26 protein-coding genes, 2 tRNA genes, 1 rRNA gene and 1 riboswitch are annotated in these 21,739 nt (G+C 55.9%); of the genes, 13 read left to right on the plus strand and 16 right to left on the minus strand.

Annotated features, from left to right (window positions below; translation table 11 throughout):
• Positions 1–75 (minus strand): 16S ribosomal RNA (locus HIJ39_RS14815); the annotation flags it as partial.
• 344 nt (positions 76–419) lie between these two features.
• On the opposite strand from HIJ39_RS14815, the gene HIJ39_RS14820 reads away from it, so the two are divergent.
• Positions 420–2,015: an ABC-F family ATP-binding cassette domain-containing protein gene (locus tag HIJ39_RS14820; RefSeq protein ID WP_169101050.1), complete on the plus strand. Its 1,596-nt coding sequence runs from the start codon at positions 420–422 to the stop codon at positions 2,013–2,015.
• A 37-nt stretch (positions 2,016–2,052) separates the two neighbouring features.
• Here HIJ39_RS14820 and pruA read toward each other — a convergent pair whose 3' ends face one another.
• The 4 genes from pruA to HIJ39_RS14840 all read right to left on the minus strand — a co-directional run bounded on the left by pruA (position 2,053) and on the right by HIJ39_RS14840 (position 4,279).
• Complete coding sequence (gene pruA, locus HIJ39_RS14825) at positions 2,053–3,603, minus strand: L-glutamate gamma-semialdehyde dehydrogenase (RefSeq protein WP_169101052.1); 1,551 nt, start codon at positions 3,601–3,603, stop codon at positions 2,053–2,055.
• A gap of 31 nt (positions 3,604–3,634) precedes the next feature.
• Entirely contained in the window at positions 3,635–4,066 is a 432-nt protein-coding gene (locus tag HIJ39_RS14830) for an acyl-CoA thioesterase (RefSeq protein ID WP_169101054.1), read from the minus strand.
• A gap of 62 nt (positions 4,067–4,128) precedes the next feature.
• Positions 4,129–4,204: transfer RNA gene (locus HIJ39_RS14835), tRNA-Glu, on the minus strand.
• A 1-nt stretch (position 4,205) separates the two neighbouring features.
• Positions 4,206–4,279: transfer RNA gene (locus HIJ39_RS14840), tRNA-Gln, on the minus strand.
• A 135-nt stretch (positions 4,280–4,414) separates the two neighbouring features.
• Between HIJ39_RS14840 and htpX the strand changes: the two genes are divergently transcribed.
• Together htpX and pspAB are read left to right on the plus strand one after the other, a co-directional pair.
• Positions 4,415–5,326 (plus strand): zinc metalloprotease HtpX, encoded by a 912-nt coding sequence (gene htpX, locus HIJ39_RS14845; protein ID WP_169101056.1) that lies wholly within the window; start codon positions 4,415–4,417, stop codon positions 5,324–5,326.
• A 12-nt stretch (positions 5,327–5,338) separates the two neighbouring features.
• A complete protein-coding gene (gene pspAB / locus HIJ39_RS14850) occupies positions 5,339–5,893 on the plus strand; it encodes a PspA-associated protein PspAB (RefSeq protein WP_169101058.1) in 555 nt (184 codons plus the stop codon).
• 1 nt (position 5,894) lies between these two features.
• Here the strand turns inward: pspAB and pspAA are convergent, their stop codons facing one another.
• The gene (gene pspAA, locus HIJ39_RS14855) at positions 5,895–6,158 is read right to left on the minus strand and encodes a PspA-associated protein PspAA (RefSeq protein WP_169101060.1); all 264 of its coding nucleotides are present in this window, start codon (positions 6,156–6,158) and stop codon (positions 5,895–5,897) included.
• Positions 6,155–6,862: a PspA/IM30 family protein gene (locus HIJ39_RS14860; RefSeq protein WP_243239731.1), complete on the minus strand. Its 708-nt coding sequence runs from the start codon at positions 6,860–6,862 to the stop codon at positions 6,155–6,157. Before HIJ39_RS14860 ends, pspAA begins: the two co-directional genes overlap by 4 nt.
• Before the next feature lie 110 nt (positions 6,863–6,972).
• Here HIJ39_RS14860 and HIJ39_RS14865 point away from each other — a divergent pair, with 110 nt between their 5' ends.
• Positions 6,973–7,224, plus strand: coding sequence for a DUF1540 domain-containing protein (locus HIJ39_RS14865; RefSeq protein ID WP_169101064.1), 252 nt, complete (start codon positions 6,973–6,975; stop codon positions 7,222–7,224).
• Positions 7,225–7,249: 25 nt separating this feature from the next.
• Here HIJ39_RS14865 and HIJ39_RS14870 read toward each other — a convergent pair whose 3' ends face one another.
• Positions 7,250–8,890: a CTP synthase gene (locus tag HIJ39_RS14870; RefSeq protein WP_169101066.1), complete on the minus strand. Its 1,641-nt coding sequence runs from the start codon at positions 8,888–8,890 to the stop codon at positions 7,250–7,252.
• Positions 8,891–8,965: 75 nt separating this feature from the next.
• Entirely contained in the window at positions 8,966–9,259 is a 294-nt protein-coding gene (gene rpoE, locus HIJ39_RS14875; RefSeq protein ID WP_169101068.1) for a DNA-directed RNA polymerase subunit delta, read from the minus strand.
• A 183-nt stretch (positions 9,260–9,442) separates the two neighbouring features.
• Positions 9,443–9,605: riboswitch (cyclic di-AMP (ydaO/yuaA leader) on the plus strand.
• Positions 9,606–9,617: 12 nt separating this feature from the next.
• Between rpoE and HIJ39_RS14880 the strand changes: the two genes are divergently transcribed.
• A complete protein-coding gene (locus HIJ39_RS14880) occupies positions 9,618–10,886 on the plus strand; it encodes a C40 family peptidase (protein WP_169101071.1) in 1,269 nt (422 codons plus the stop codon).
• 291 nt (positions 10,887–11,177) lie between these two features.
• Positions 11,178–11,522 (plus strand): hypothetical protein, encoded by a 345-nt coding sequence (locus HIJ39_RS14885; protein WP_169101073.1) that lies wholly within the window; start codon positions 11,178–11,180, stop codon positions 11,520–11,522.
• Here HIJ39_RS14885 and HIJ39_RS14890 read toward each other — a convergent pair.
• From HIJ39_RS14890 to HIJ39_RS14900, 3 genes are read right to left on the minus strand one after another with little or no spacing between them, the layout of a single operon-like run.
• The gene (locus HIJ39_RS14890) at positions 11,519–12,274 is read right to left on the minus strand and encodes an enoyl-CoA hydratase/isomerase family protein (RefSeq protein WP_169101075.1); all 756 of its coding nucleotides are present in this window, start codon (positions 12,272–12,274) and stop codon (positions 11,519–11,521) included. The two genes, HIJ39_RS14885 and HIJ39_RS14890, sit on opposite strands and share 4 nt — an antisense overlap.
• Positions 12,271–12,606 carry a 3-hydroxyacyl-CoA dehydrogenase family protein gene (locus HIJ39_RS14895; RefSeq protein ID WP_169101077.1) on the minus strand — a complete coding sequence of 112 codons (336 nt, stop codon included), beginning with the start codon at positions 12,604–12,606 and terminating at the stop codon, positions 12,271–12,273. Before HIJ39_RS14895 ends, HIJ39_RS14890 begins: the two co-directional genes overlap by 4 nt.
• A 34-nt stretch (positions 12,607–12,640) precedes the next feature.
• Positions 12,641–13,489 carry a 3-hydroxyacyl-CoA dehydrogenase family protein gene (locus HIJ39_RS14900; RefSeq protein WP_169101079.1) on the minus strand — a complete coding sequence of 283 codons (849 nt, stop codon included), beginning with the start codon at positions 13,487–13,489 and terminating at the stop codon, positions 12,641–12,643.
• A 123-nt stretch (positions 13,490–13,612) separates the two neighbouring features.
• On the opposite strand from HIJ39_RS14900, the gene HIJ39_RS14905 reads away from it, so the two are divergent.
• The 3 genes from HIJ39_RS14905 (at position 13,613) to lepB (ending at position 15,267) form a co-directional block, all read left to right on the plus strand.
• Positions 13,613–14,098 (plus strand): MarR family winged helix-turn-helix transcriptional regulator, encoded by a 486-nt coding sequence (locus tag HIJ39_RS14905; protein ID WP_169101081.1) that lies wholly within the window; start codon positions 13,613–13,615, stop codon positions 14,096–14,098.
• A gap of 40 nt (positions 14,099–14,138) precedes the next feature.
• Positions 14,139–14,495, plus strand: a complete 357-nt coding sequence (locus HIJ39_RS14910; protein ID WP_169101083.1) for a HesB/IscA family protein — start codon at positions 14,139–14,141, stop codon at positions 14,493–14,495.
• Between the two features lie 244 nt (positions 14,496–14,739).
• On the plus strand, positions 14,740–15,267 hold the full coding sequence (gene lepB / locus HIJ39_RS14915) for a signal peptidase I (RefSeq protein ID WP_338055189.1): 528 nt from the start codon (positions 14,740–14,742) through the stop codon (positions 15,265–15,267).
• Positions 15,268–15,283: 16 nt separating this feature from the next.
• On the opposite strand, the gene HIJ39_RS14920 is transcribed toward lepB, so the two are convergent.
• The gene (locus HIJ39_RS14920; RefSeq protein ID WP_338055190.1) at positions 15,284–16,453 is read right to left on the minus strand and encodes a class I SAM-dependent rRNA methyltransferase; all 1,170 of its coding nucleotides are present in this window, start codon (positions 16,451–16,453) and stop codon (positions 15,284–15,286) included.
• A 116-nt stretch (positions 16,454–16,569) separates the two neighbouring features.
• Between HIJ39_RS14920 and HIJ39_RS14925 the strand changes: the two genes are divergently transcribed.
• The 4 genes from HIJ39_RS14925 to HIJ39_RS14940 are packed head-to-tail and all read left to right on the plus strand — an operon-like array spanning position 16,570 to position 19,210.
• Positions 16,570–16,908: an ArsR/SmtB family transcription factor gene (locus tag HIJ39_RS14925; RefSeq protein ID WP_169101090.1), complete on the plus strand. Its 339-nt coding sequence runs from the start codon at positions 16,570–16,572 to the stop codon at positions 16,906–16,908.
• Positions 16,905–18,203: an arsenic transporter gene (locus HIJ39_RS14930; RefSeq protein ID WP_169101092.1), complete on the plus strand. Its 1,299-nt coding sequence runs from the start codon at positions 16,905–16,907 to the stop codon at positions 18,201–18,203. The genes HIJ39_RS14925 and HIJ39_RS14930 overlap by 4 nt, the downstream gene beginning before the upstream one ends.
• A gap of 12 nt (positions 18,204–18,215) precedes the next feature.
• A complete protein-coding gene (gene arsC, locus HIJ39_RS14935; protein WP_169101094.1) occupies positions 18,216–18,644 on the plus strand; it encodes an arsenate reductase (thioredoxin) in 429 nt (142 codons plus the stop codon).
• Positions 18,645–18,655: 11 nt separating this feature from the next.
• Positions 18,656–19,210, plus strand: a complete 555-nt coding sequence (locus HIJ39_RS14940; protein ID WP_169101096.1) for a P-loop NTPase family protein — start codon at positions 18,656–18,658, stop codon at positions 19,208–19,210.
• A 175-nt stretch (positions 19,211–19,385) separates the two neighbouring features.
• Here HIJ39_RS14940 and gltX read toward each other — a convergent pair whose 3' ends face one another.
• The 3 genes from gltX to HIJ39_RS14955 all read right to left on the minus strand — a co-directional run.
• Positions 19,386–20,846, minus strand: coding sequence for a glutamate--tRNA ligase (gltX, locus tag HIJ39_RS14945; protein WP_169101098.1), 1,461 nt, complete (start codon positions 20,844–20,846; stop codon positions 19,386–19,388).
• A 61-nt stretch (positions 20,847–20,907) separates the two neighbouring features.
• Positions 20,908–21,171 carry a pro-sigmaK processing inhibitor BofA family protein gene (locus HIJ39_RS14950; RefSeq protein WP_169101100.1) on the minus strand — a complete coding sequence of 88 codons (264 nt, stop codon included), beginning with the start codon at positions 21,169–21,171 and terminating at the stop codon, positions 20,908–20,910.
• Between the two features lie 206 nt (positions 21,172–21,377).
• Positions 21,378–21,739 (minus strand): hypothetical protein (locus HIJ39_RS14955; protein ID WP_169101102.1); only part of this gene is annotated, 362 nt, incomplete at its 5' end.

Genomic DNA, 21,739 nt, shown 5'->3' on the forward strand with positions numbered 1-21,739 from the left:
GAAGAACCGCTCGACTTGCATGTATTAAGCACGCCGCCAGCGTTCGTCCTGAGCCAGGATCAAACTCTCCATGACTCATCTGTTACGACGTTGGTCGTTTGTTACGTTCGTTCATGTGGCATGATGATATAGTTTTCAAGGACCGGGTTTGCAATTGATGATTGTAACCGCCAGCACACCTGTTGTCAAGCGCCGGAGGTTTTTTCTCATTGCGTACTGCCGAAGCAGCAAAAGTTATAGTACCACCGTATCGTAAGCTTTGCAAGAGGAATGGAGCACCTTTTTTGGCAAACCCATTTTTAAACGGCCAACGACGCGCCATGACGGATGATATGTAGCCATCCCAATTTAGTCTTCCGTTTCGCAGGTATCCACCCATGATATGATAGCCATGACTTTTTTCTGAAGGACGGATTGCGATGGCCTTGATCTCAGTACAAAATGTCCGGGTTTCCGTCAGTGGAAAACCCATTGTCGACCACGTGACTTTCAACCTGTCGCCAGGCGATCGCATCGCCCTGGTAGGGCCGAACGGCATGGGAAAAACCACTTTTTTAAAAACATTAAGCGGCGAGATGGAACCGGATTCCGGCCGAGTGGAGATGGCCAAGGACATCCGCATCGTCCGTTTGGAACAATGGCAACCCAATCAACAACCCACCTTATACGAGACCGCATATCAAGCGAATCCGGAGGTATTGAAACTAGAGCAAGAGCTGAAGCATTTGGAAGCCGAAATGGCCGACCCTGCTAACGCCGATCGCCTTGAACAGCTAGTGGACAATTGGGGCAAACTCTCCGATCGTTTTCAAACAGCGGGCGGGTACGAGTGGGAATCCCGCGTCAAGGCGGGCTTGCAAAAACTGGGCTTCCTGCCTGAGCGATGGGCGGACTCCCCCAGGACGCTATCCGGCGGCGAGGCTCACCGCTTGTCCCTCTTGACCATGATTTTGTCAGGCGCACACGTGTGGCTCATGGATGAACCGACCAACCATCTCGACATTCAGACCATTGGCTGGTTGGAGGACATGGTCAAACAGTCTGCGGCAGCGATGATTATTGTGTCGCACGATCGGGCGTTTTTGGACCGTGTGGCCACCCGCACCATGAGTTGGGAGGATGGCTCGTTTTGGATCACCGGGGGCAATTGGACTCAATATCAACGGCTGCGCGAGGAACGACTCCGTCAAGAAGCCTTGCAGTGGCAACGGCAACAGGAGGAAGAACGCCGCTTACGTACCTACATTGATAAATGGCGATCAGGAACACGAGCTCGCCAGGCACAAAGTCGCCAAAAGAGGTTGGATCGATTGACCCAATCGACGGATCGTCCCGCGCCGCCGACCGCCGTGCGGTCCCTAGAGCTCACTCATCAGGCTCAAGAGCGAATAGGCCATTTGCCCGCCGTCAAGATTGACCATCTCGTTCTTACGCGCGGGGAGCGAAGCTGGCAGCCCGTTTCCTTGACCATTCCGCTCAATGCGCGATTCGCCGTGGTCGGTCCCAACGGGACGGGCAAGACATCGCTTTTGGAAGCCCTCATGTCGTCGCCAATGGTCCATTGGCATTCCGACGTTGTACCGGCTTATTTGGCTCAGACAGCAGTTCAAGACTTGCCCGAGGGCGTGATTGCGATGGACTATGCTTTTGACCTGGGCTGGGATCGGGAACAAATCTATTACCTAGGCGCTCGCTTCGGCATAACTCAAGAACTGTGGGAACAGCCCTTAGACACCTGGTCCGGTGGGGAGCGAGCTCGTCTGAAACTCTTGGAAACGTTGATGACGCCCGCTCAAGCACTCCTCTTGGACGAACCCACGAACCATCTCGATGTCCGCATGCGCGAAGCGTTAGAACGTCTTTTAGCGGAATATCCGGGCACGCTCATTATAGCGAGCCATGACCGGGCATTCCTCGAAAAGATTAGCACTCACACTTTATGGTCCACGGGAACTGAATTTATCTTCGAACGCATGCCCTATCGCATCGACCGACAGCCCCCGACCGGCAATTAAAAAGGCGCCTCCGTATCTCGGAGACGCCTGGACGTCACTAAAATTTCTCAGCCACAGCCTTCATCTGCATAAACAATAAGAGGTAATCCGGGCTCCCCGTCTTGGAATCTGTTCCCGACATATTGAATCCGCCGAACGGATGCGATCCGACGACCGCGCCGGTACATTTGCGGTTGATGTAGAGATTCCCCACCTCGAACTCTTCAGCGGCACGCTCAATCCGATCGCGTCGTTTGGAGTAGACCGATCCTGTCAGGCCAAACTCCGTGTCGTTCGCAATCTCCAGCGCCTGATCAAAATCGCGGGCTCGAACGAACGACAGCACTGGCCCAAAAATTTCCTCCTGCTCCAGCTTGGATCCCGGTGCGACCTCAGAAAAAATGGTTGGCTCTAGATAGTAGCCTTTGTCGCGTGGCGCGCCGCCACCGGCAACCAGCTTGGCATGCTCGCGGCCCCAGTCGATATAGGTCTGAATTTTCTTGAAGGCGCGCTCGTCAATAACCGGCCCCATCTGGTTTTGATAATCCTCAGCAGGACCCACGTTCAGCTCGCGGGTCAATTCCAAAACCCGGTTTAACACCTGGTCGTACACGCTGTCGACAACAATCGCCCGGGAACACGCCGAGCATTTTTGGCCTTGAAATCCGAAGGCTGACTGTACAATGCCAAGCGCTGCCGCCTCCAAGTCGGCCGTCTCATCCACAATCACGGCGTCCTTGCCGCCCATCTCGGCCACAACCCGCTTAATCCAGCGTTGGCCATTCTGATGTTCAGCAGCCAAGCGATTGATGCGCAGTCCCACTTCTTTTGACCCCGTGAAGCTCACGAAACGGGTCAAGGGGTGGGTTACCAAATGATCGCCGATAACCCCACCGTCGCCCGGCACGAAGTTTAAGACACCGGCCGGGATACCGGCCTCCTCCATGATTTCTACAAACTTGGCAGCAATAACGGGAGTAGGGCTGGCCGGCTTTAACAAAATCGGGTTGCCGGCGACCATGGCAGAACTGCTCATGCCGGTTAAAATGGCTAACGGAAAGTTCCAAGGAGGGATTACCGCCCCAACACCCAAGGGAACATAAAAAGCCACATCCTCTTCACCGGGAAGGGGTGTGGTGGGAACCGGTCCGGACAACCGTTGCATCTGTCGGCCATAGTACTCCAAAAAGTCGATGGCTTCCGCAACATCACCATCGGCCTCGGCCCAAGTCTTGCCCGCCTCATAGACTTCCCATGCCGAAAGTTCAAACTTGCGCCGGCGCATGATGGCCGCCGCCTTGAATAGGTACCGCGCTCGGGCTGGTCCCGGTACCCGCTTCCACTCGCGAAAAGCTTCCCAACCAACTTTTAGCGCTTCGTCAATATGTTCCTTGGTGGCTTTGGCGACCCGGCCGACAACTTGCTCGGGGTTTCCCGGATTAATCGATACAATCTCTTCGGGAGTCGCCTGGTGAACCCCACCGATAAGAAGGCTGTATGTCTGTCCCAGGTGAGCCTTGACATACGCCAATGCCTCTTCCATTTGGCGACGGTTGGCTTCCTGAGTAAAATCGGTTAGTGGTTCACTGCGGTAGGGATCAATTGACATGGTACTGCCTCGCTTTCGTAAAATGTCGCACCTAGCATGCCCCAACTCTAAGACTGCGTTGCCATTGTTCTAGAATTTGAGGTGCGGCCCGGTCTAGCCGACGAGCACGTCCGCCAATAACAAAGGCATGCTCCGTGACACCCTCAATCGCGACCAGTTCCGGTGCAGACGGGGCGGCTACACGATAGTGAAAGACCGCACGGGTCGGGGTCACTGTCTCCAGCGCCACGCTCAGACGGACCGTATCGCCGGGGTGCAATGTATGATGAAATGCTGCATTGGCCGACTTGACTAACAGCTCAATCCCTTGAGGACGTAAAACCTCATAGTAGTCCAGCCCATGGTTCTTCAACCAGGTGATTCGCCCTTCAGAAAACCAGTCGAAGACGCGGGCATGATAAATAATGCCAGCCGCGTCGCACTCCGCCCAGCGAACGACGCTCTGCCACTCAGAAATGGCCATAAGTACCTCCTCACGGCCTTAATCATAACAAAAAACCGCCCTAGCGGACGGTGCAAACTTTATGGTAGCCCCAAGCGGATTCGAACCGCTGTTTCCGGAATGAGGGTCCGGCGTCCTAGGCCTCTAGACTATGGGGCCGTGGCTGGGGGACCAGGATTCGAACCTGGGCGAGATGATCCAGAGTCACCTATGCTACCGCTACATCATCCCCCAACAAGCAGAATTCATTATATCGGCTTCGTCCGACCGAATCAAGTCTCTGGCGCTAACAAATTCAGGATGTCCGTCGTCACTTGAGTATGGAAAGGCGACAACGTAGACTATAGGATAGAAGGGAGAGTCTCGGCAATGGCAAAATCATCTCGACCTTGGTATGGTCGCGACTTTGGTCTAGGCTTTCGCATGGCAGTGACGATGTTTCTATTGTTTGCCCTGTACGCTCTTTTCATCGTGCTGTTGTGGCGACTTCGAGTCCCATGGCCGACGCTGATCGTGATCATGGTGATTGTCGCGCTGTCGCAGAGCTTTCTGTCCGATCAAATTGTGCTATGGGCTAGCGGTGCTCGAATCTTGCGTTCTAGTGAGGCGCCGGAACTGCACAAAATCATTAGCCGCTTAGCGCAGTTGGCCGATTTGCCCACCCCCAAATTGGCATGGGTCAATAGCCGCATGCCGAATGCTTTTGCCATCGGTCGAACTCCCAAATCGGCCGTAATTGCGGTGACTCGGGGACTCATGGAACGACTCAACGCTGAAGAGGTGGAAGCGGTACTGGCGCACGAATTGACCCACATTAAGAATCGTGATGTGGCGGTGATCAGCATTGCCAGCTTCTTTGCCATGGTTGCGTCGTTCATTGTCCAACAGTTTTTCTTTATCGGCTTTAGCATGGAGGATCGCGACAATCGCAACGGTGGTGGTCAAGCCGTTATCGTTGTCTGGCTGGCCTCGCTGGTTGTCTGGGCGATAAGCTATGTGCTGATTCGCACGTTATCGCGGTACCGGGAATATGCGGCGGACCGGGGCTCTGCTATACTGACCGGCCACCCAGGATATCTCGCCAGTGCGCTGGAGAAAATCCAATCGTCCATGCGTACCGTCCCCACCCGGGATTTGCGTCAAGCCGAATCGATGAATGCGTTTTATATCTTTCCTGCCATTCGCAAAGACAGCGTCATGGAAATCTTTTCCACACACCCCACCTTGGAGCATCGTATTCGTCAACTGGAGAAGATTCAACAGCAGATGGAGAAGAAATAGGGGAGGTGTCCCGTGGGATTATTCGATACATTGTTCGGCCGAACCCGAATGACGCCCGGCAAGACCGATCAGCTCTTTGCCCTGTCAACCGCTCAATTGGACATTGAGGCTAAGCTGGACAGCCCCTATGGAGAGCGGGCCGCATTGGTTCTTAGAGCGGTGGACAACTCGTCCTATGATGCGTTGCAAAAAGAGATGAACGATCTGTTATCCATGAATGGCCGGGATTTTACCGCGCATGTCACGGCCCAAACGGACAATATGGGGTTTCATTGGCTCATCTTCCGCGGCCCCAACCTCGAAGACGCCATCAATGGGCTGCACATGGCCGCAGACTTGCTCAAGCAGGCTGGCTATTCCGATAGCCTCCTGGCCGCCATGTTTCGATTTGGCGATTGGTACTTAATTTATAGCTACCGCCGGGCTTCCTTTTACCCGTTCATGCCAACGGGCTCGAGCCGGCGCAATGAAAGCCGGGAGTTCCGTATCCGGCAAACACTGGACGGAGCGTTGCCAATAGAAAAGGACCCCGAGCGGTGGTACCCGCTTTGGGATCCTCCCATTTAGGTTAGGCCGGGTCGGAAAACAGCCGTTTAGCTTCTTCCAAGGTGGTGTCGGAAGCTGGCAAAATCAAGTCGGATTCCACCAAGTGCGCTGGATCCAGCGGCTCGCCCTGCCGCACCACCTCCGCCGTCTCGGTCAATAGCGAATGAAAACGGTCCGCCTGATCGAGCGATAGCGCCTCCATTAAGGCATCGTCCAATTTCTTCAGAGTCTCTAACGTGGACCCATCCACACGGTATTGGCCTTCAGAGAGAATACGCACAATCATTGATTCTCTCCTTGGCCCAATTCTGCCTTGAGCTTGGCCAACTCATCGGACACGCCCGATGAAGACTTCAACTTGTTCAGCTCGTCGCGGATTGAATCGCCGCTGCTGGGCAGCGCATCGTTTTGAAAAGCGGGGTTGTCCGCCAAGGCATCAATGGCCGAGGCCCGGGCCTTCATGCTCTCTGTTTTGTCCTGGGCTCGTTGCAGCGCCATGTTGACGTCCGCCATATCCTCGCCCAGGCCGGTAAAGGCTTCGCCAATTTTTACCTGAGCCTGTGCGGCGGAGTATTGCGCCTTGATCACTTCCTTCTGGGTGCGGAACGATTCCACTTTAGCCTGCAACTTTTGTTGCAAATCAGTTAGCCGTGCTTCCTCGCGGGCCAAGTCGTCAATCTGTGTTTGCAATTGGGCAATTTGCGCCGCCATGCCTTGTTTTCGGGTTAGCGCTTCTTGGGCCAGGTCGTCACGATTGGCGCGCACGGCATCACGAGCGTCTTCGTCGTACTGCTTAACGGACTGCTCCAACCGACTTACCTGAAGCTCCAAGCGCTTCTTCGAGGTAACCACCTCGGCGATCCCACGGCGAATGTTCTGCAACTGCTCGACCTGTTTTTGGTACGAATACTCGAGAGTCTCGCGTGGATCCTCCGCCTTGTCCAACACCGTGTTGACCTTTGACTTAAAAATGGTGGAAACGCGCGCCATCAGTCCCAATGAAAAAGCCCCCTCTCTATGCGATCAGTATATTCCGCCATAAAAATCCTTGTCAAAAAGGGATTCAAACTGGCCACACTATGCCCGAGGAGGTGTCCTCAATGGCGTTGATTCAGTGCGATGTCACGGGATGCCGATTTAATGGCCAACGCCGCTGTACTCTGGGTGAAATTTCGGTCGGGCCCGGTCCCGTTGGCATTGTCCCGGAAGTGTTGGGACACGACTCCTCTTACTACGATGGCCAGCTTCGCGCTGGCTATGCAAGCGAGTTCGAAGCCTATGCAGAGTACGCCGAGACCCACCCGGAAGCTGTGGGTTCTGGTGCGCTATGCGAAAGCTATGAACCACAATAGTTGGGGCGGGCATAAGCCCGCCCTCTCACGATCGGTCGGAGAATAAAATGGAATCCTCGGTCTTCAGGTTGGCCTTCTGGCTCGCAGCGTGAATGAAGCTTTGGAATAACGGGTGCGGCCGGGTTGGCCGAGACTGAAACTCCGGATGGAACTGCGTACCGACAAACCAAGGGTGGTCGATGAGCTCAACAATTTCCACTAAGCGGTTGTCCGGGGACAGCCCCGACAATACCATCCCCGCGTTTTGCAACGCCTCGCGATAGGCATTATTGAACTCAAAACGGTGCCGATGCCGCTCAAAGATGAGTGTTTCGTCGTAGATTCCCTGCACCTTGGTTCCCAAGGTCAGCGAACAAGGATAACTTCCCAAACGCATGGTTCCGCCCATGTCCTCCACCGTTTGCTGTTCCGGCATCAAGTCAATCACGGGATAGGGGGTATCGGCCACAAACTCGGTGGAGTTCGCGGCTGCCAGGCCCGCACGGTGGCGAGCCACTTCGATAACTGCTGCCTGCATTCCCATACAAATGCCGAAGAAGGGGATGTTCTGGTTCCGGGCATATTCAATAGCTAAAATCATGCCCTCGACCCCACGATATCCAAACCCACCGGGCACCAGTATCCCATCGACCCCTGCCAAGTGGGCGGAAGCTCCATCGGATTCCAACATCTCTGAATCAATCCAACGGAGGTTCACGTGGACGCCGTTAGCTATGCCCCCATGGGTCAAGGCTTCGGCGACCGATAAATAGGCATCGTGAAGATTTACGTACTTACCAACGATGGCAATTTCCACGTCTCCCTGGCTTGCCCGTGCACGATCCACCAACATGCGCCACTCTTCCAGTTGTTTGGGCCCTGCCGAGAGCCCGAGGCGCGCCACAACAATGTCATCAAGGCCTTCATCGGCTAACATCAGGGGTAACTGGTAAATGGAATCCGCATCCACGTTCTGGATCACCGCACGCCGGTCCACATCACACATTAAGGCAATTTTGTCCCGCATCTCCCGCGACAGAGGCCGCTGGGTGCGGCAGACAATCACATCGGGTTGAATGCCGATGGAGCGTAATTCTTTGACAGAATGCTGCGTCGGCTTGGTTTTTGCTTCGCCGGCAGCGCTTAAGTACGGTACCAACGTCACATGAATGTACATGACCGATTCTCGGCCGATGTCCGACCGCATCTGGCGAATGGCCTCTAAAAAGGGCAAGCTTTCGATGTCCCCAACTGTGCCGCCGATTTCCACAATGACCACATCGGCTCCGCTCGCCTCTGATACGCGATGAATGCGTTCCTTAATGGCATTGGTAATATGGGGAATGACTTGGACCGTGCCGCCCAAAAAGTCGCCCCGGCGCTCCTTGGAAATGGTCGACCAGTAGATGCGGCCCGTGGTGACATTGTTAGCTTGGGAAAGATTGATATCCATGAAGCGTTCATAGTGCCCCAAATCCAGGTCGGTTTCCGCCCCATCCTGGGTGACGAACACCTCACCGTGCTGTAACGGCGACATGGTACCGGGATCAACATTAATATAGGGATCGAGCTTAAGTGCGGTCACTCGTAGGCCTCGAGTCTTCAAAATTCGTCCGAGTGAGGCCGCCGTAATCCCTTTGCCCAATGACGAGACCACGCCTCCGGTTATAAAAACGTACTTGGCCATCCTGATCCTCCCACGTTAGTATGTCAAAGGTTCGCGTCCTGAAGCGGTAAAAATGGAGAAGGAGTCCGAACGGGGTTAGCCGTCGTCCTCCTCAAGGTCTTCCGCATCATCGTCGTCATAGCCTCCGCGGTCGCGTCCTGTTGCGCCGTGGCGGCCCGGCGCTCGGGGCTGCCAATCCTTCAGACCCCACATGGAGCCACCGCGGTACTGAAAGCGGGAGTCTAGGTTGATGTCCGTATAAATTCTAGCTGCTACCTTGGGTTCCCGATCGATTCCCAGACGGAGCAGCGTTTCGTCAAGCAAATCCTGAACATCCATCGGCTGCCCTTGTTCCTTCAACACGGTATAGGCGGCGTCTGTCGCTCTCATCGGTCATCCCATCCTCAAAAAGTTTCCCACGTATTATACCACTCGCAGCGAAAATTCCTCCCCCATTTGGACGGTTTTTCCAACTTCCTCAATTTGCCATATTTCGCCGTGTAGACCCTTCATTCGATAAAATTCTCCCTATATTCTTGACCCATTCAGTTCTTCGCCCGTAAACTGAATCATATAATATGTGCGCCGAATCCTTGCTGCAGCAGGGTACGGGGGATCCTAAAGACGTCGTCTTTAGGTGGTGAATCCGGCGCTTTTGCGTCGGTAGGGGGCTCCTTCTCCCCCGAACCACGGGTCATGCCGCTACTAACCTCGGAGGCAGTTAACCAGAAGGAAGGACGAGTTACTGTTGTCGAAGACAAACCGTCGAGTATCACCGGTCTTGGCAGGATTGGCTGTTCTTGCGGTTCCTGTACTGTCGCAAACGGTGGCCCAGGCCGCCCGATTTCCCATTATTCATTTTGGTAGTCACGGACCTGCGGTGAAAACTGCGGAATCCCAGCTTCAGCATCTCGGGTATTATCACGGCGCCATCGACGGGGCATTTGGGCCCCTAATGTTAAACGCCGTCAAGGAGTTCCAGGGTCATTACGGACTCGCCCAAGACGGGGTCGTCGGGCCTCTTACCTGGGAAAAATTGAGCGCGGCCGTGTCAACCCCGGATAGCACCACGTCGAATGCGTCACCCCAGTTTGAGTCCGCACCGGAGCCGTTGCTGAAGTACGGCATGCGCGGAACAGCTGTTCAACACCTGCAGAAACTTCTGGATCAACACGGCTATCATCTAGCCACGGACGGCGTATTTGGCCCCTTAACGTATGGAGCCGTGCGCAACTTCCAAGCCTCACGCGGTTTGGCGGTCGACGGCATCGTCGGCGCCGCAACATGGAAGGCGCTGACGGCCACTGAAAACCAGGTCGCAGCGCCAATGGAAGCGGCTCCAGCCAGCTATCCGCCTGGCTATCTCCATGAAGGGGATCGGGGATCGTCGGTCGCGACCCTACAGCGAGATCTTACCCGCTTGGGGTACAACACCTACGGCGTGGATGGCATATTTGGGCCTGATACCTACCGCGCATTGGTCGCCTTTCAATCGGCTCACCATTTGCCTGCTCACGGCCTTGTGGGTGAGTTAACTTGGCACGCTTTAGACACGGCACTGGCCTCGAGCAAGGCCCAGTCAAGCAGCACCACCACCATCGCGGGCAACAACACCTTGGCTGATCGCGGCACAACATCGCCAACTGCCGATGCCATCGTCGGCTTGGCTCTCAAATACCGTGGCGCCGCCTATGTGTATGGAGGCGCCAGTCCACAGACGGGCTTCGATTGTTCCGGATTTGTGCAGTGGGTCTATGGCCAATTTGGCATTTCCTTGCCGCGCACCTCGTACGCGCAATGGAATGTCGGCACGCATGTAGCCTACGACAATCTCCAACCCGGCGACTTAGTGTTCTTCACCACTGAGGGCGTTTTTGCCAATCATGTTGGGATATACATTGGCAACGGCAACTTCATTTCCGCTGCCACCCCCGGTCAGGGCGTGGTTGTGCAAAGTTTGTCCGATCCCTACTTTGCCCATGCCTATGACGGCGCGACGCAAATTATTAACAATTAGCCATTCTGTGAGGGAGGAAGTCGGGATGGGACACCGGCGGCGCATCACCAGCGAGCCTCGCCCTCTCTCTCCCTTACACCAAGACGGGGCCGTCTCAAAAGGTATGTCGGCAGTGATGCCGTCCCTAAAATGTGCCTATTTTACCCCGCGTAGTGGAGGAAGTAGGTCACTTTCCTCCGCGTTTTTAGGGGTCAAGTGGGAGAAAATTTTAGGGCCAAAGCCTTTTGAGACAGCCCCGTCTTCTTTTGCCAACCTTTAATACATCTCTTAATGATGGAGGACGATGCACCCTTGGTAACAAGCCGCAGCCCGATACAATCGCCCAAAAGCGCCCCAGGTCCTCGACTTCGGGCCAATCCTGTGGGTCTGGGCCGCCTGTTGATTCTTGTTCTCACCATGGGACTCCTGTCCTTAGGCCAGGGGTTCTTCTGGTGGATGGGACTTTTGCTCTTAGCCCTAATTTTGTTGGCGGCCAGCCGCCAGGGAGCCTGGTGGGCCCCCTGGGCCTCGTCCGCGGGCCTCCTGGCGCTGGCCTTCTGGCACCGACACGTCCTCGCGCCCTGGATGGCCATTGTTATCCTGGTTATCGGCGCTTTGGGCTTCGCCCTAGGTCTCTTGAACCAACGTCCCGATTAGTGCCCTTGGAATGTGGGACGGCGCTTCTCCATGAACGCTCGCAGCCCTTCGAGGGCATCAGCTGTCATCATCAGCTTTTGAATGGCCGCCGTCTCTCGATCTTGGCTGTCAGCCCCCGGATCGGCCAACAAGGTTTTAATGGCTTGGAGCGCCAAAGGCGGTAAACTCGCCAGCCGATCGGCAACATTCAACGCCGTATCCACCAGCAGCTGGGGGTCGACCACCTGATCGACCAAGCCAATGCGATACGCTTCTTTAGCGTCAATGGGATCGCCCGTGAGAAGCAGGCGCCGTGCGTGAGCCATACCAACCAAGCGCGGCAACCGAACGGTGCCGCCCCATCCGGGAATGATTCCCAGATTGACCTCCGGTTGTCCGAAGCGGGCTTTCACGGATGCCAACCGAATGTCGGCTGCCATAGCTAGTTCATTGCCGCCACCGTAGGCGACGCCGTTGATGGCGGCCACAATGGGCAGCCGACTTGATTCAAGGCGCCGATACAGTTCCGCGCCTTTTCTCATAAAATCTGGTAGGCCGCCGCCGAGTTTCATAAATCCTTGAATGTCGGCGCCAGCCGCAAAGGTCATCCCGTGCCCGGTTATGACCACAGCACGCAGGGCATCACCCACCTCAGCCGCGGTCAGCAATTGTTCCATCGTCTCTAGCACTTCAAAGCTAATAGCATTGACGGGCGGATTGTTGAGAGACCATAAAGCCACCCCGTCCCGCTCATTGACCTCAACAACGCTCATGAATTCCCTCCAGCGCGTGCATTGACATGGACAAGATACCCCTGCCCGGTCTTCACTCCTAGTTGCCCTCGCTCCACATGCCGTCGAAGCGAATCGGGCGGTTGAAAACGCGGCCCCACCGTAGCGGCCAACCCCTCGAGATCCTTCAAGACCTGATCCAATCCGCGGCTGTCGGCCCACATGAGCGGTCCAATCTTAATCCCCGCGCCCGCCCGCATGGCAATATCGACATCTTCAGGCGAGGCAATGCCTTCATCGACCAAGCGCACGCTTTCCAAAAATGTGGCCAACGAAAACCGCAATATCAGTTCTTGTTCCAGTTTTTCATCCATGCGCCTTGAATCCCCCTTTGGATAGTCGCCAGTGTCAGCGATAGGAGTAAAAGCCTTGGCCACTCTTTAAGCCCAAATGGCCTTCACGCACCCGTTCCTCCAATTGCGGACCTGGCTCAAACCGCTCCCCGTAGGCGTTTGTCAGGGTCCGTGCCACCTCCAAGGCGACGTCCAACCCCAGCGCATCCGCCAGCACAAACGGCCCCATGGGGGCCAGTCCTGCTCGGGTCACAACCTGATCAATGTCGGTAAAGGGGATGTCGGTCTCATGTTGAAAGCGCAAGACCTCCGCCATCGACGCCATAAGGACGCGGTTGACCACAAACCCCGGGCATTCCTTCACCGTCACCGGGATTTTCCGAATCTCCTCGGCGAAGCGGCGCAAAGTTTCTAGAGTCTCCTCACTGGTTTCCCGCCCCGCAATCACCTCGATAAGTTTCATCATGTGGGCAGGGAAGAAGAAATGAAAACCCGCCACTCGATCGGGGCGTCCTGTCACGCTGGCCAACTCCGATATGCTAAGCGCCGAAGTATTAGACACAATCAAGGATAGCGGCGGCAGAACCTGATCGAGCTCTTGAAAGACACGTTTTTTAAGATCCATTTTTTCCGAGACAGCCTCAATCACGAGAGACACCTCGCGCAAATCGCCGTTGTCCGTGGTGAACGTGATGTAAGACTGTCGCTTTTCGGCATCTTCGGGCGTCATGCGTCCCCGGTTGACCCGGGTCTGAAAAAGGTCGGCAATATGCTCTTGAGCCTTCTTCAGCACGGCCTCGGACACATCCTTAACAACGACCGGTATGCCGGCCGTGGCGATGACATAGGCAATATCGGCGCCCATGGTCCCGGCACCGATGACGGCGGCACGTTTAATGTACATGTCCCACTCCCCTTGATGACGTGTTGGCGTCAGTATATCGCCGGAAGACAATATTTGTCAACGACAAGTTTTTCTTACCCCGGCGCAAATGCTATGATGACAAATAAATGGGAGAAGAGATCGATGGACCAGTCGGATATTCCCGCCTTCGTCAACGAGATTCAACGACTTTTTCCACGCATCATGCGTTACCTGGAGGCAGAAGCTACCCGTGAGCTCATTGGCCTGGAGGTAACGCCGGCCCAGATGAATGCGTTGGTTGTCCTGTATGAGCCGCAAAATCTTCCGATGGGTGAGCTGGCCGATCAACTGGGGCTTACCGAGAGTGCCGCCACGCGGTTGGTTGACCGCCTGTTGCGTATGAATCTGGTTCGGCGCGACCGCGACGAGGTGGACCGACGGGTGGTACGCGTGCGACTCTCGTCCTATGGGCGCCAATTGGCCGATTTAGTGTTTAAACGACGCGAAGAGCAGTTTACACGGTTTGCGGTCCGATTGTCGGCGGGAGAGCGTCAACATCTCATCCAGGGCCTGTCCGCGTTGTTGGCCGTCTTTCAGGACTTGGAACACGAGCAGCGGGGCACTCAGACCGTATTCCCCGAGCCCTAACTTTTTGTTACAATATTGGGTAACTGAAGGAGGATGTTGCATGATTACGTTGACCCAAGACGCTGTCCAGAAAGTGCAAGAGTTCATGGCGTCCAAAGATCGCCAGGATTTGGCCCTTCGGATCTATATCTCCAAGGGCGGTTGTAGTGGGTTCAGCTATGGCATGGCACTGGATGAACCCCAGCAAGACGATGCCCAGTACGAATTTGGCCCGGTCCGTGTGGTCATTGATCCTAACAGCGCGCCGCTGTTAGAGGGCATCGAGGTGGACTACGTCAATTCGTTGATGGGCGGCGGTTTCTCTATCAACAACCCTAATGCCGTAGCGTCTTGCGGATGCGGCCACTCCTTCCGCACTAAGGATCAAAAGGGTGCGCCGGCTGCTTGCAGTCATTAAAGAGAAATAGGGGCTGACTCAAAAGGCCTTTGCCCTAAAATTTTCTCCCACTTGACCCCCGAAAACAGGGAGGAAGATGACCCGCTTCCTCCACTAACCGGGGCAAAACGGGCACATTTTAGGGACGGCATCACGGCCCAGGTACCTTCTGAGTCAGCCCCTTTCTATGATGTTGCCCTGTCCCGTCCCATAGGATGGTATAATGGGCGCTCAGGCAGGTTTTAGGAATAGCGAGGTTTCAAGCGTGACCCATCCCGATCCGAGCCGATCCAATGCCCGAACCACCATTCTCACCATCGTCATCGCCCTTGTCATTGCACTTGTGGTCCGGTCCTTCGTCGTCGAAACCTTCTCCGTTTCCGGCAATTCCATGCGGCCTACCTTCCACAACGCTGATCGGGTTCTGGTCGACAAGCTCGCTTATCTTTGGAGTCAGCCGCGGACGGGTCAAATTATTGTCTTTCAAAGCCCTGAGGATCCCACCCAGGACTGGATTAAGCGCGTTATCGGGGTTCCCGGAGACACGGTGAGCATTCGAAACAACGTCGTCTACATTAACGGCAAGCGATATCCGGAACCCTTCTTAAAATACCGCCACTCTATCAACGTGCCCCCAACCAAAGTGCCAACCGGGTACCTGTGGGTTTTAGGGGATAATCGTCCCGTCAGCGACGACAGCCGCTATTGGGGGCTGCTTCCCGAATCTCGCGTGAAGGGACAAGCTATATTGCAATGGTGGCCCTTACGCAAGCTACATTGGCTATCACAGTAATATACCTTAGCCCCAGCTATTTCCCCACCCCCAAGATGAGGCACTTGAGGTACCGAGACTCGGGCAGAGCCGGCAAAATGGGGTGGTCAGGACCCTGTCCCCGAATTTCTACAATTCGGACGGCCCGATGTGCGTCATGGGCTGCGGCTTGAATAACCTGGATGAAATCGGGTTCGGAAAGGTGATACGAACAGCTTGATGTGATCAGAAACCCACCGGGTCGGATCAGCTTAATACCGCGCAAATTAATTTCTTTGTACCCCTTGATGGCTTGTGGCACGCTTTGCTTGGACTTTGTAAAGGCCGGCGGGTCTAATATCCCCAAATCGTACTGCGGTCCCAAGTCACTCTCCCGCCGAAGCCAATCAAAGGCATTTTCTGCAACAAAGCGCGTCCGCTGCTCCACCCCATTGATGGCCGCGTTGGAATTGGCGCGGTCGACAGCTTCGGGGTCAATGTCGATGCCCACCACCGATTCGGCGCCATGCAGCGCCGCCGCCAATCCAAAGGCGCCCGTGTGTGAAAAGGCATCGAAGACACGCCGCCCTCCGGCCAGAGCCGCCACCTTCCCGCGGTTTTCGTACTGGTCCAAAAAGTGGCCTGTCTTTTGCCCACCGAGAAGATCGACTTCAAGTCGGACGCCATGCTCGTGAATTTCCACCGGAGAGGTAAGTTCCCCCCAAACCAGGCGATTTTCGCGCGGCAGCCCTTCCCGGTCACGCACACTTAAATCACCATGCTCGTATATACCCACCGGCTTGTACACGTCCGTCAAGGCCTGCCAAATCGTTGCAAGGAACGGTAACAAACCAAGGCTGGTGACTTGCGCGACCAGCATGGGACCGTACTTGTCCACAATCAACCCCGGAATGCCATGCGCTTCTGAATGAATCACCCGAAAGGCATCCCGGCCGCCGGCAACCACCTGCCGCAGATCGGCTGCGTCCCGCACCCGTTGGCGAAACAGATCGTCGGTAACCGTAGTCTGCGCGCCCCAGGCGACAACACGCACCGCAATCATCGAACGCGGGTTGAAGAATCCCTGTCCCAGAACCTTGCCTTCCCGGGTTTTGACCTGAACCACACTGCCCGGTTGGGCTGAAGTCGGTTCCAATTCGGTACGGTATATCCACGGTGAGCCTTTGAGCACACGATGTGGGCCTGACTTCAAGACCACGGTATCCACCAATAAATCCCTCCCTGCCAATTGTAACCGTTTCACACCCAGAACAGACGGCTGGCATCTTGCGCCCGCCGATATATAACAGTATGGTTATATTGTTTGGCTCAAGGGAGGCATGCATGGAACTTCAGGAGCTCGCGCAGGGGCTTAAGGCACTCTCAGACCCCACTCGGCTTAAAATCGTCGCGCTTCTTCGCGTCCGTGCGCTTTGCGTCTGTGAATTGGTTCCCCTATTCAACATTTCTCAACCGGCGATCTCGCGCCATATGCGCCGCTTACGGGATGCCGGACTCGTACAGGAGACCCGCCGAGGTCAATGGGTGTTCTATTCTCTCAATACCGAACAACTGACCACTCTCGCGAATGCCATCGGCCATTTGCCGGACTTCCGCCAGGAGTTACAGCAACTTCCCGGAGAGCCTCTGATGTGCACTCCGGCAGGGGACACCCACCTATGACACAATTGCTGGCGGTTCTCATTTTTGTGGCCACCCTGGTTCTGGTCATCTGGCAGCCCCGCGGGCTCGGCATTGGCTGGACAGCCGTAGGTGGCGCGGCGCTGTCCCTGATTGTCCGCGTCGTGACACTTCAAGATGTGTGGGCGGTCACACGCATTGTTTGGGACGCCACCCTAACCTTTGTCGCCATCATCATCACGTCCACCATCTTGGACCGTATTGGCTTCTTTGAGTGGGCGGCGTTGAAAATGGCTCGGGCTGCCCACGGCGACGGGCGGAGGGTCTTTGTCTATGTCATCGTGCTAGGCGCCATTGTGTCAGCTTTTTTTGCCAACGACGGAGCCGCGTTAATCCTCACGCCAATTGTGTTGGAGAAAGTCAAGCTGTTGAAGTTTGATCTCAAGAAGACCCTGCCGTTCGTGATGGCAAGCGGGTTCATTGCCGACACCACCTCGCTCCCGCTGGTGGTGAGCAACCTCGTCAACATTGTGTCGGCGGACTATTTCCACGTCGGCTTTGTCACCTATGCCATCCACATGCTGGTGCCGGATCTGTTTTCGTTCGCGGCCAGTCTTTTGGTGCTGTATCTCTTCTTTTACCGAGACATTCCGGTTCGCTACAATCCTGAGGATGTCTCCGATCCGGAATCGGCTATCCGCAATTACACCATGTTTCGCTTGTCTTGGCTAATTCTCGGAATCCTAATGGTGGGCTACATCCTCACCGAATTGCTGCACGTCCCCGTATCATTGGTAGCCGGTGTCATCGCTATGGTATTTTTAATTGTTGGCACTCGTCAGCGCGCTATTCAACCATGGCATGTGGTACGGGATGCCCCGTGGTCCATCGTCGCCTTTTCCATTGGCATGTACGTCGTCGTCTATGGACTGCGAGACGCCGGGCTCATTGTGGTCTTGAGCCGGCTGGTTCACCACACGGCCGCCGGTGGATTGTATGTCGGCACAGTCGGGATGGGAGTCATCGCAGCCATTTTATCTAGCATCATGAATAACATGCCCACGGTCATGATTGATGCGTTAGCCATTCACGCCGCCCACGTTGCCCCAACCATGGAACGGTCCATGGTATATGCCAACGTCATCGGCTCGGACTTGGGGCCTAAAATCACGCCCATCGGCTCGCTGGCCACCTTGCTCTGGCTGCATGTGCTGGGGACACGGGGAATTCGCATCACCTGGGGACGCTACATGAAAACCGGCATCATCCTCACCATCCCAACACTCATCATCACACTGAGCGGATTATATCTTTGGACCACGTTCATCGGATCCTAAAGGAGGACACCCATGCGGAACGATAAACCGATTCTTTATTTCCTCTGTACCGGCAACTCCTGCCGCAGCCAAATGGCGGAGGGCTGGGCTCGCCATCTCGGCCAGGAGCGGGTCGAGGCTTATAGTGCGGGCCTTGAAACTCACGGATTGAACCCGCGGGCGGTTGTGGTCATGCAAGAAGCGGGCGTCGACATTTCCGACCAGGAGTCTAAACTCATCGACCCCGACCTTCTGCATCGCGCAGACTACGTGATTACGCTCTGTGGAGACGCCCGCGACACCTGTCCGGTAACCCCACCGGAAGTCACGCGACTGCACTGGGGCTTCCCTGACCCGGCACGGACGGAGGGGACAAACGCTGAGATTATGGCCCAATTCCGCCATGTGCGGGATGGGATCCGCGACCGTGTGGCGGAGTTTCTTCGCGAAATTGTCCGCTGAGGGGAGGGCGTATGCAGCGGATACTAGTCATGGGCGTATCATCCGGTGCCGGAAAATCCACTTTTGCTCGTCGTCTGAGTCTCCGCACCGGACTCCCCGTCTATCATCTGGACGCGATCTTTTGGCAGCCTGGCTGGGTCGAGTTAAGCCGTGACGAATTTTACCAGCGCCAAGCCGCCATCGCGGCCCAAGATGCGTGGATTATCGAAGGCAATTACACCAGCGTTGGCTACGAGATGCGCCTTGCCCGGGCTGATGCCATCATCTACTTGGAAGTCAGTCTTGTCCGATGCCTCTATCGGATCTATAAGCGCAGGATTCAATACCGCAACACGACCCGTCCGGATATGGGACCTGGCTGTCCAGAAAAGGTGGACTGGGCCTTTCTGCGCTTTATCCTCACCACCTACCACCGACGACGGAAAGAGATTGCGGCGCGGCTTGCCGCCTTTCAATCCATCAACCCCGCCAACCAGGTCATTTGGTTGCGGGGTTCACGACAGATTGAATCATTTTGGGAAAACTTTCCTGCCGGCGAGGACGCGGGGGACTCCATGTTGCCGTAGGCGTGGTTCCGCCCTAAACCTCACTGGCCTGCAGGCGATTCCCCGTATTTCCGTGTTCGGCTGCGGACGCGGTCCAAAAATTGACCAAGCGGAGGGAAATAAGGGGCTGTATCATCCCCCATGGAAAGATGACTTCCCTCCGGACACACTACCACCTGGGCGTCCGGGACTTTGATCAAGCCTCAACCGGAACTCGGTCCGACCGGATGAGCTCAGCTGACGTCCTCAGGCGCGCCAAGGTCTCGTCACGGCCTAACAGAGCAACGAGCTCAAAGAGTCCGGGTCCCACGGTCCGCCCCGTCACGGCAAGTCGCGTCGGATGAATCAATTCTGCCCGCTTGATGGAAAGCTCCCCGCTAAGGGTGTCGTAGGCGCTCAACAGGATATCATGATCCCAAGCGGTCAATTGCTCCAAGCGCTCAACCAACGCCTCCAACCGCTCCACCACATGGCCGCCGAAGTGCTTCTGAACACCCTTGGACTCATAGGTGCTAGGCCGCTCATAAAAGAAGCGCATGGATTCCGCCAACTGGACCAAGGTGAAGGAACGCTCGCGAGACAACGCGACCACGGCATGAAAATCCGGTCCCTGGCTCGTGTCATAGGTGATAAAGGGCTGCACCGCCTCGACAATCCGCTCGACTGGCAGTCGCACAAAATACTCGTGGTTCATCCACTCTAGTTTCTTCTGGTCATAGATGGCAGCGGTATGCTGCACCCGCTCTAACGTGAATTCCTGTGCGGCTTCGTCCAGAGTCATGATTTCCCGCCCGTCCGGGGCCGACCAGCCCAGTAGTAGCAGGTAGTTGACCAAGGCTTCGGGTAATATGCCTTGATCACGATATTCTTCAACCGACGTGGCACCGTGACGCTTCGACAGCTTCGTCCGATCCGGAGCCAAAATCATGGGCAGATGCGCAAATTTCGGCAGGTCAAAGCCTAACGCCTTCATTACCAAAATTTGCTTGGGCGTGTTGGACAAATGCTCCTCGCCCCGAATGACATGGGTAATGGCCATGTCATGGTCGTCAATCGCCACGGCAAAATTGTACACCGGCGTGAAATCCGGCTTCATCAGGACAAAATCATCCAAAATCCGGTTCTCGAACCGGACCGTGCCGCGAATGATGTCCTCGACTATCGTCTCGCCCTCTTCCGGGACAACCAGCCGCAAGACCCATCGCTCGCCGGCTTCTGCCCGTGCCTTGGACGCCTCCGGAGTTAATGTGCGGCAACGGCCGCTGTATCGGGGCGGCAACCCTTCCGCTCGGCGACGATTGCGTTCCGCCTCCAACTCCTCCGGCGTGCAAAAACACCGATACGCTTTGCCTTCGGCAAGCAATTGGCGCGCCAATTCCTGATGCCGGGCCATTCTTTCGGTCACGCGGTAGGGGCCGTAGGGTTGAGACGGCGTGTCCGGTCCCTCATCCCATAAAATCCCGAGACTCTTCAACCCCCGAATCATAGCCTCTTCCGACCCCGGAACCTGCCGGGCCTGGTCCGTGTCCTCCACGCGCAAAACAAAAGTCCCGTTCGTATGCCGGGCAAACAAAAAGTTAAATAACGCCGTCCGGGCACCTCCGATATGAAGGGTTCCGGTAGGGCTTGGAGCGTACCGAACCCTAACCACGTGCATCCTCCCATCTCCTCGCCTTATCTTTCCAAGTGTAGCGAAGCCGGAAAGGAGAATCAAGGCGCTACAGGATGAGCACCTTCACGGCCAGCAAAAGCAAAAACCCAGGCGCTCCTAGGACGCCCACCGTAAGACCTGTCACCGGATTAAGCCCCACCGCCCAGCCGTGGGGTGTGAACGCCATGTCCCATGCCCAAAGCGCCGCCAATCCCACGATCCCATTAATGAGTACTCGGACCGCCCATTTGGCTGGGGATTGAAACACGCGCACGACGACATAAAGCATCACCCCACCGAAAACGATGGCTAGAAAGTCGCGCGGATTCATGTCGATCCCCCCGGACATAGTCTATGCCCGGAGGACAAGTTTAGACCGAACGCTTTGTCCGGCAGGGTGGCCACCAACAGGGCCTGCAGCGCGTGGATGGCGCCCGTTGAGGAGACTCAGCCCACGTTCGATACAAAAGCCGCCAGTGCTCCGGATCCCAGCCGGGCGGCTCCCAGACCTTATCCTCGCGACTCCGCACCCAGGCATCATAGGGCGCCTTCATTGTCCCTCTTGCCTCCCTTTGCATCACGGTCTTGTCGGTAATTTATTCCATTCCACACCAAACGTGCCCATTCTCGTTCTGGTCCCGTGAGGTTGTGTCCCAAGGCCTTCTCCACACGCTTCACGACCTCTTCCAGACTCTGGGCTCCACCCTGAGAAAGCAACCGCAGAGCCTCCATGATGGCCTGGCGACGGTACGCTTCGCGAGCCCACCAGAGGGTGTCGGTGATTAAAGCCCGGCGTCGATACAAAACCGCTCCCAACACCAGACCTAGCAGCTTGTGTGCGTAGTCGGTCCGCGATGCCGTCGCTCCGCATGTAGAGTAGCCCGTTAACTCGACCCTCA

It is taken from the genome of Sulfobacillus harzensis, assembly GCF_012933365.1.
Taxonomy (GTDB): domain Bacteria; phylum Bacillota; class Sulfobacillia; order Sulfobacillales; family Sulfobacillaceae; genus Sulfobacillus_B; species Sulfobacillus_B harzensis.

Coding starts and splice junctions, on each gene's coding strand:
- HIJ39_RS14820 (WP_169101050.1), top strand. CDS start 420: ATGGCCTTGATCTCAGTACAAAATGTCCGGGTTTCCGTCAGTGGAAAA.
- pruA (WP_169101052.1), bottom strand. CDS start 3,603: ATGTCAATTGATCCCTACCGCAGTGAACCACTAACCGATTTTACTCAG.
- HIJ39_RS14830 (WP_169101054.1), bottom strand. CDS start 4,066: ATGGCCATTTCTGAGTGGCAGAGCGTCGTTCGCTGGGCGGAGTGCGAC.
- htpX (WP_169101056.1), top strand. CDS start 4,415: ATGGCAAAATCATCTCGACCTTGGTATGGTCGCGACTTTGGTCTAGGC.
- pspAA (WP_169101060.1), bottom strand. CDS start 6,158: ATGATTGTGCGTATTCTCTCTGAAGGCCAATACCGTGTGGATGGGTCC.
- HIJ39_RS14860 (WP_243239731.1), bottom strand. CDS start 6,862: ATGGCGCGCGTTTCCACCATTTTTAAGTCAAAGGTCAACACGGTGTTG.
- HIJ39_RS14865 (WP_169101064.1), top strand. CDS start 6,973: ATGGCGTTGATTCAGTGCGATGTCACGGGATGCCGATTTAATGGCCAA.
- HIJ39_RS14870 (WP_169101066.1), bottom strand. CDS start 8,890: ATGGCCAAGTACGTTTTTATAACCGGAGGCGTGGTCTCGTCATTGGGC.
- rpoE (WP_169101068.1), bottom strand. CDS start 9,259: ATGAGAGCGACAGACGCCGCCTATACCGTGTTGAAGGAACAAGGGCAG.
- HIJ39_RS14890 (WP_169101075.1), bottom strand. CDS start 12,274: ATGAGCGTTGTTGAGGTCAATGAGCGGGACGGGGTGGCTTTATGGTCT.
- HIJ39_RS14895 (WP_169101077.1), bottom strand. CDS start 12,606: ATGGATGAAAAACTGGAACAAGAACTGATATTGCGGTTTTCGTTGGCC.
- HIJ39_RS14900 (WP_169101079.1), bottom strand. CDS start 13,489: ATGTACATTAAACGTGCCGCCGTCATCGGTGCCGGGACCATGGGCGCC.
- HIJ39_RS14905 (WP_169101081.1), top strand. CDS start 13,613: ATGGACCAGTCGGATATTCCCGCCTTCGTCAACGAGATTCAACGACTT.
- HIJ39_RS14910 (WP_169101083.1), top strand. CDS start 14,139: ATGATTACGTTGACCCAAGACGCTGTCCAGAAAGTGCAAGAGTTCATG.
- HIJ39_RS14925 (WP_169101090.1), top strand. CDS start 16,570: ATGGAACTTCAGGAGCTCGCGCAGGGGCTTAAGGCACTCTCAGACCCC.
- HIJ39_RS14930 (WP_169101092.1), top strand. CDS start 16,905: ATGACACAATTGCTGGCGGTTCTCATTTTTGTGGCCACCCTGGTTCTG.
- arsC (WP_169101094.1), top strand. CDS start 18,216: ATGCGGAACGATAAACCGATTCTTTATTTCCTCTGTACCGGCAACTCC.
- HIJ39_RS14940 (WP_169101096.1), top strand. CDS start 18,656: ATGCAGCGGATACTAGTCATGGGCGTATCATCCGGTGCCGGAAAATCC.
- gltX (WP_169101098.1), bottom strand. CDS start 20,846: ATGCACGTGGTTAGGGTTCGGTACGCTCCAAGCCCTACCGGAACCCTT.
- HIJ39_RS14950 (WP_169101100.1), bottom strand. CDS start 21,171: ATGAATCCGCGCGACTTTCTAGCCATCGTTTTCGGTGGGGTGATGCTT.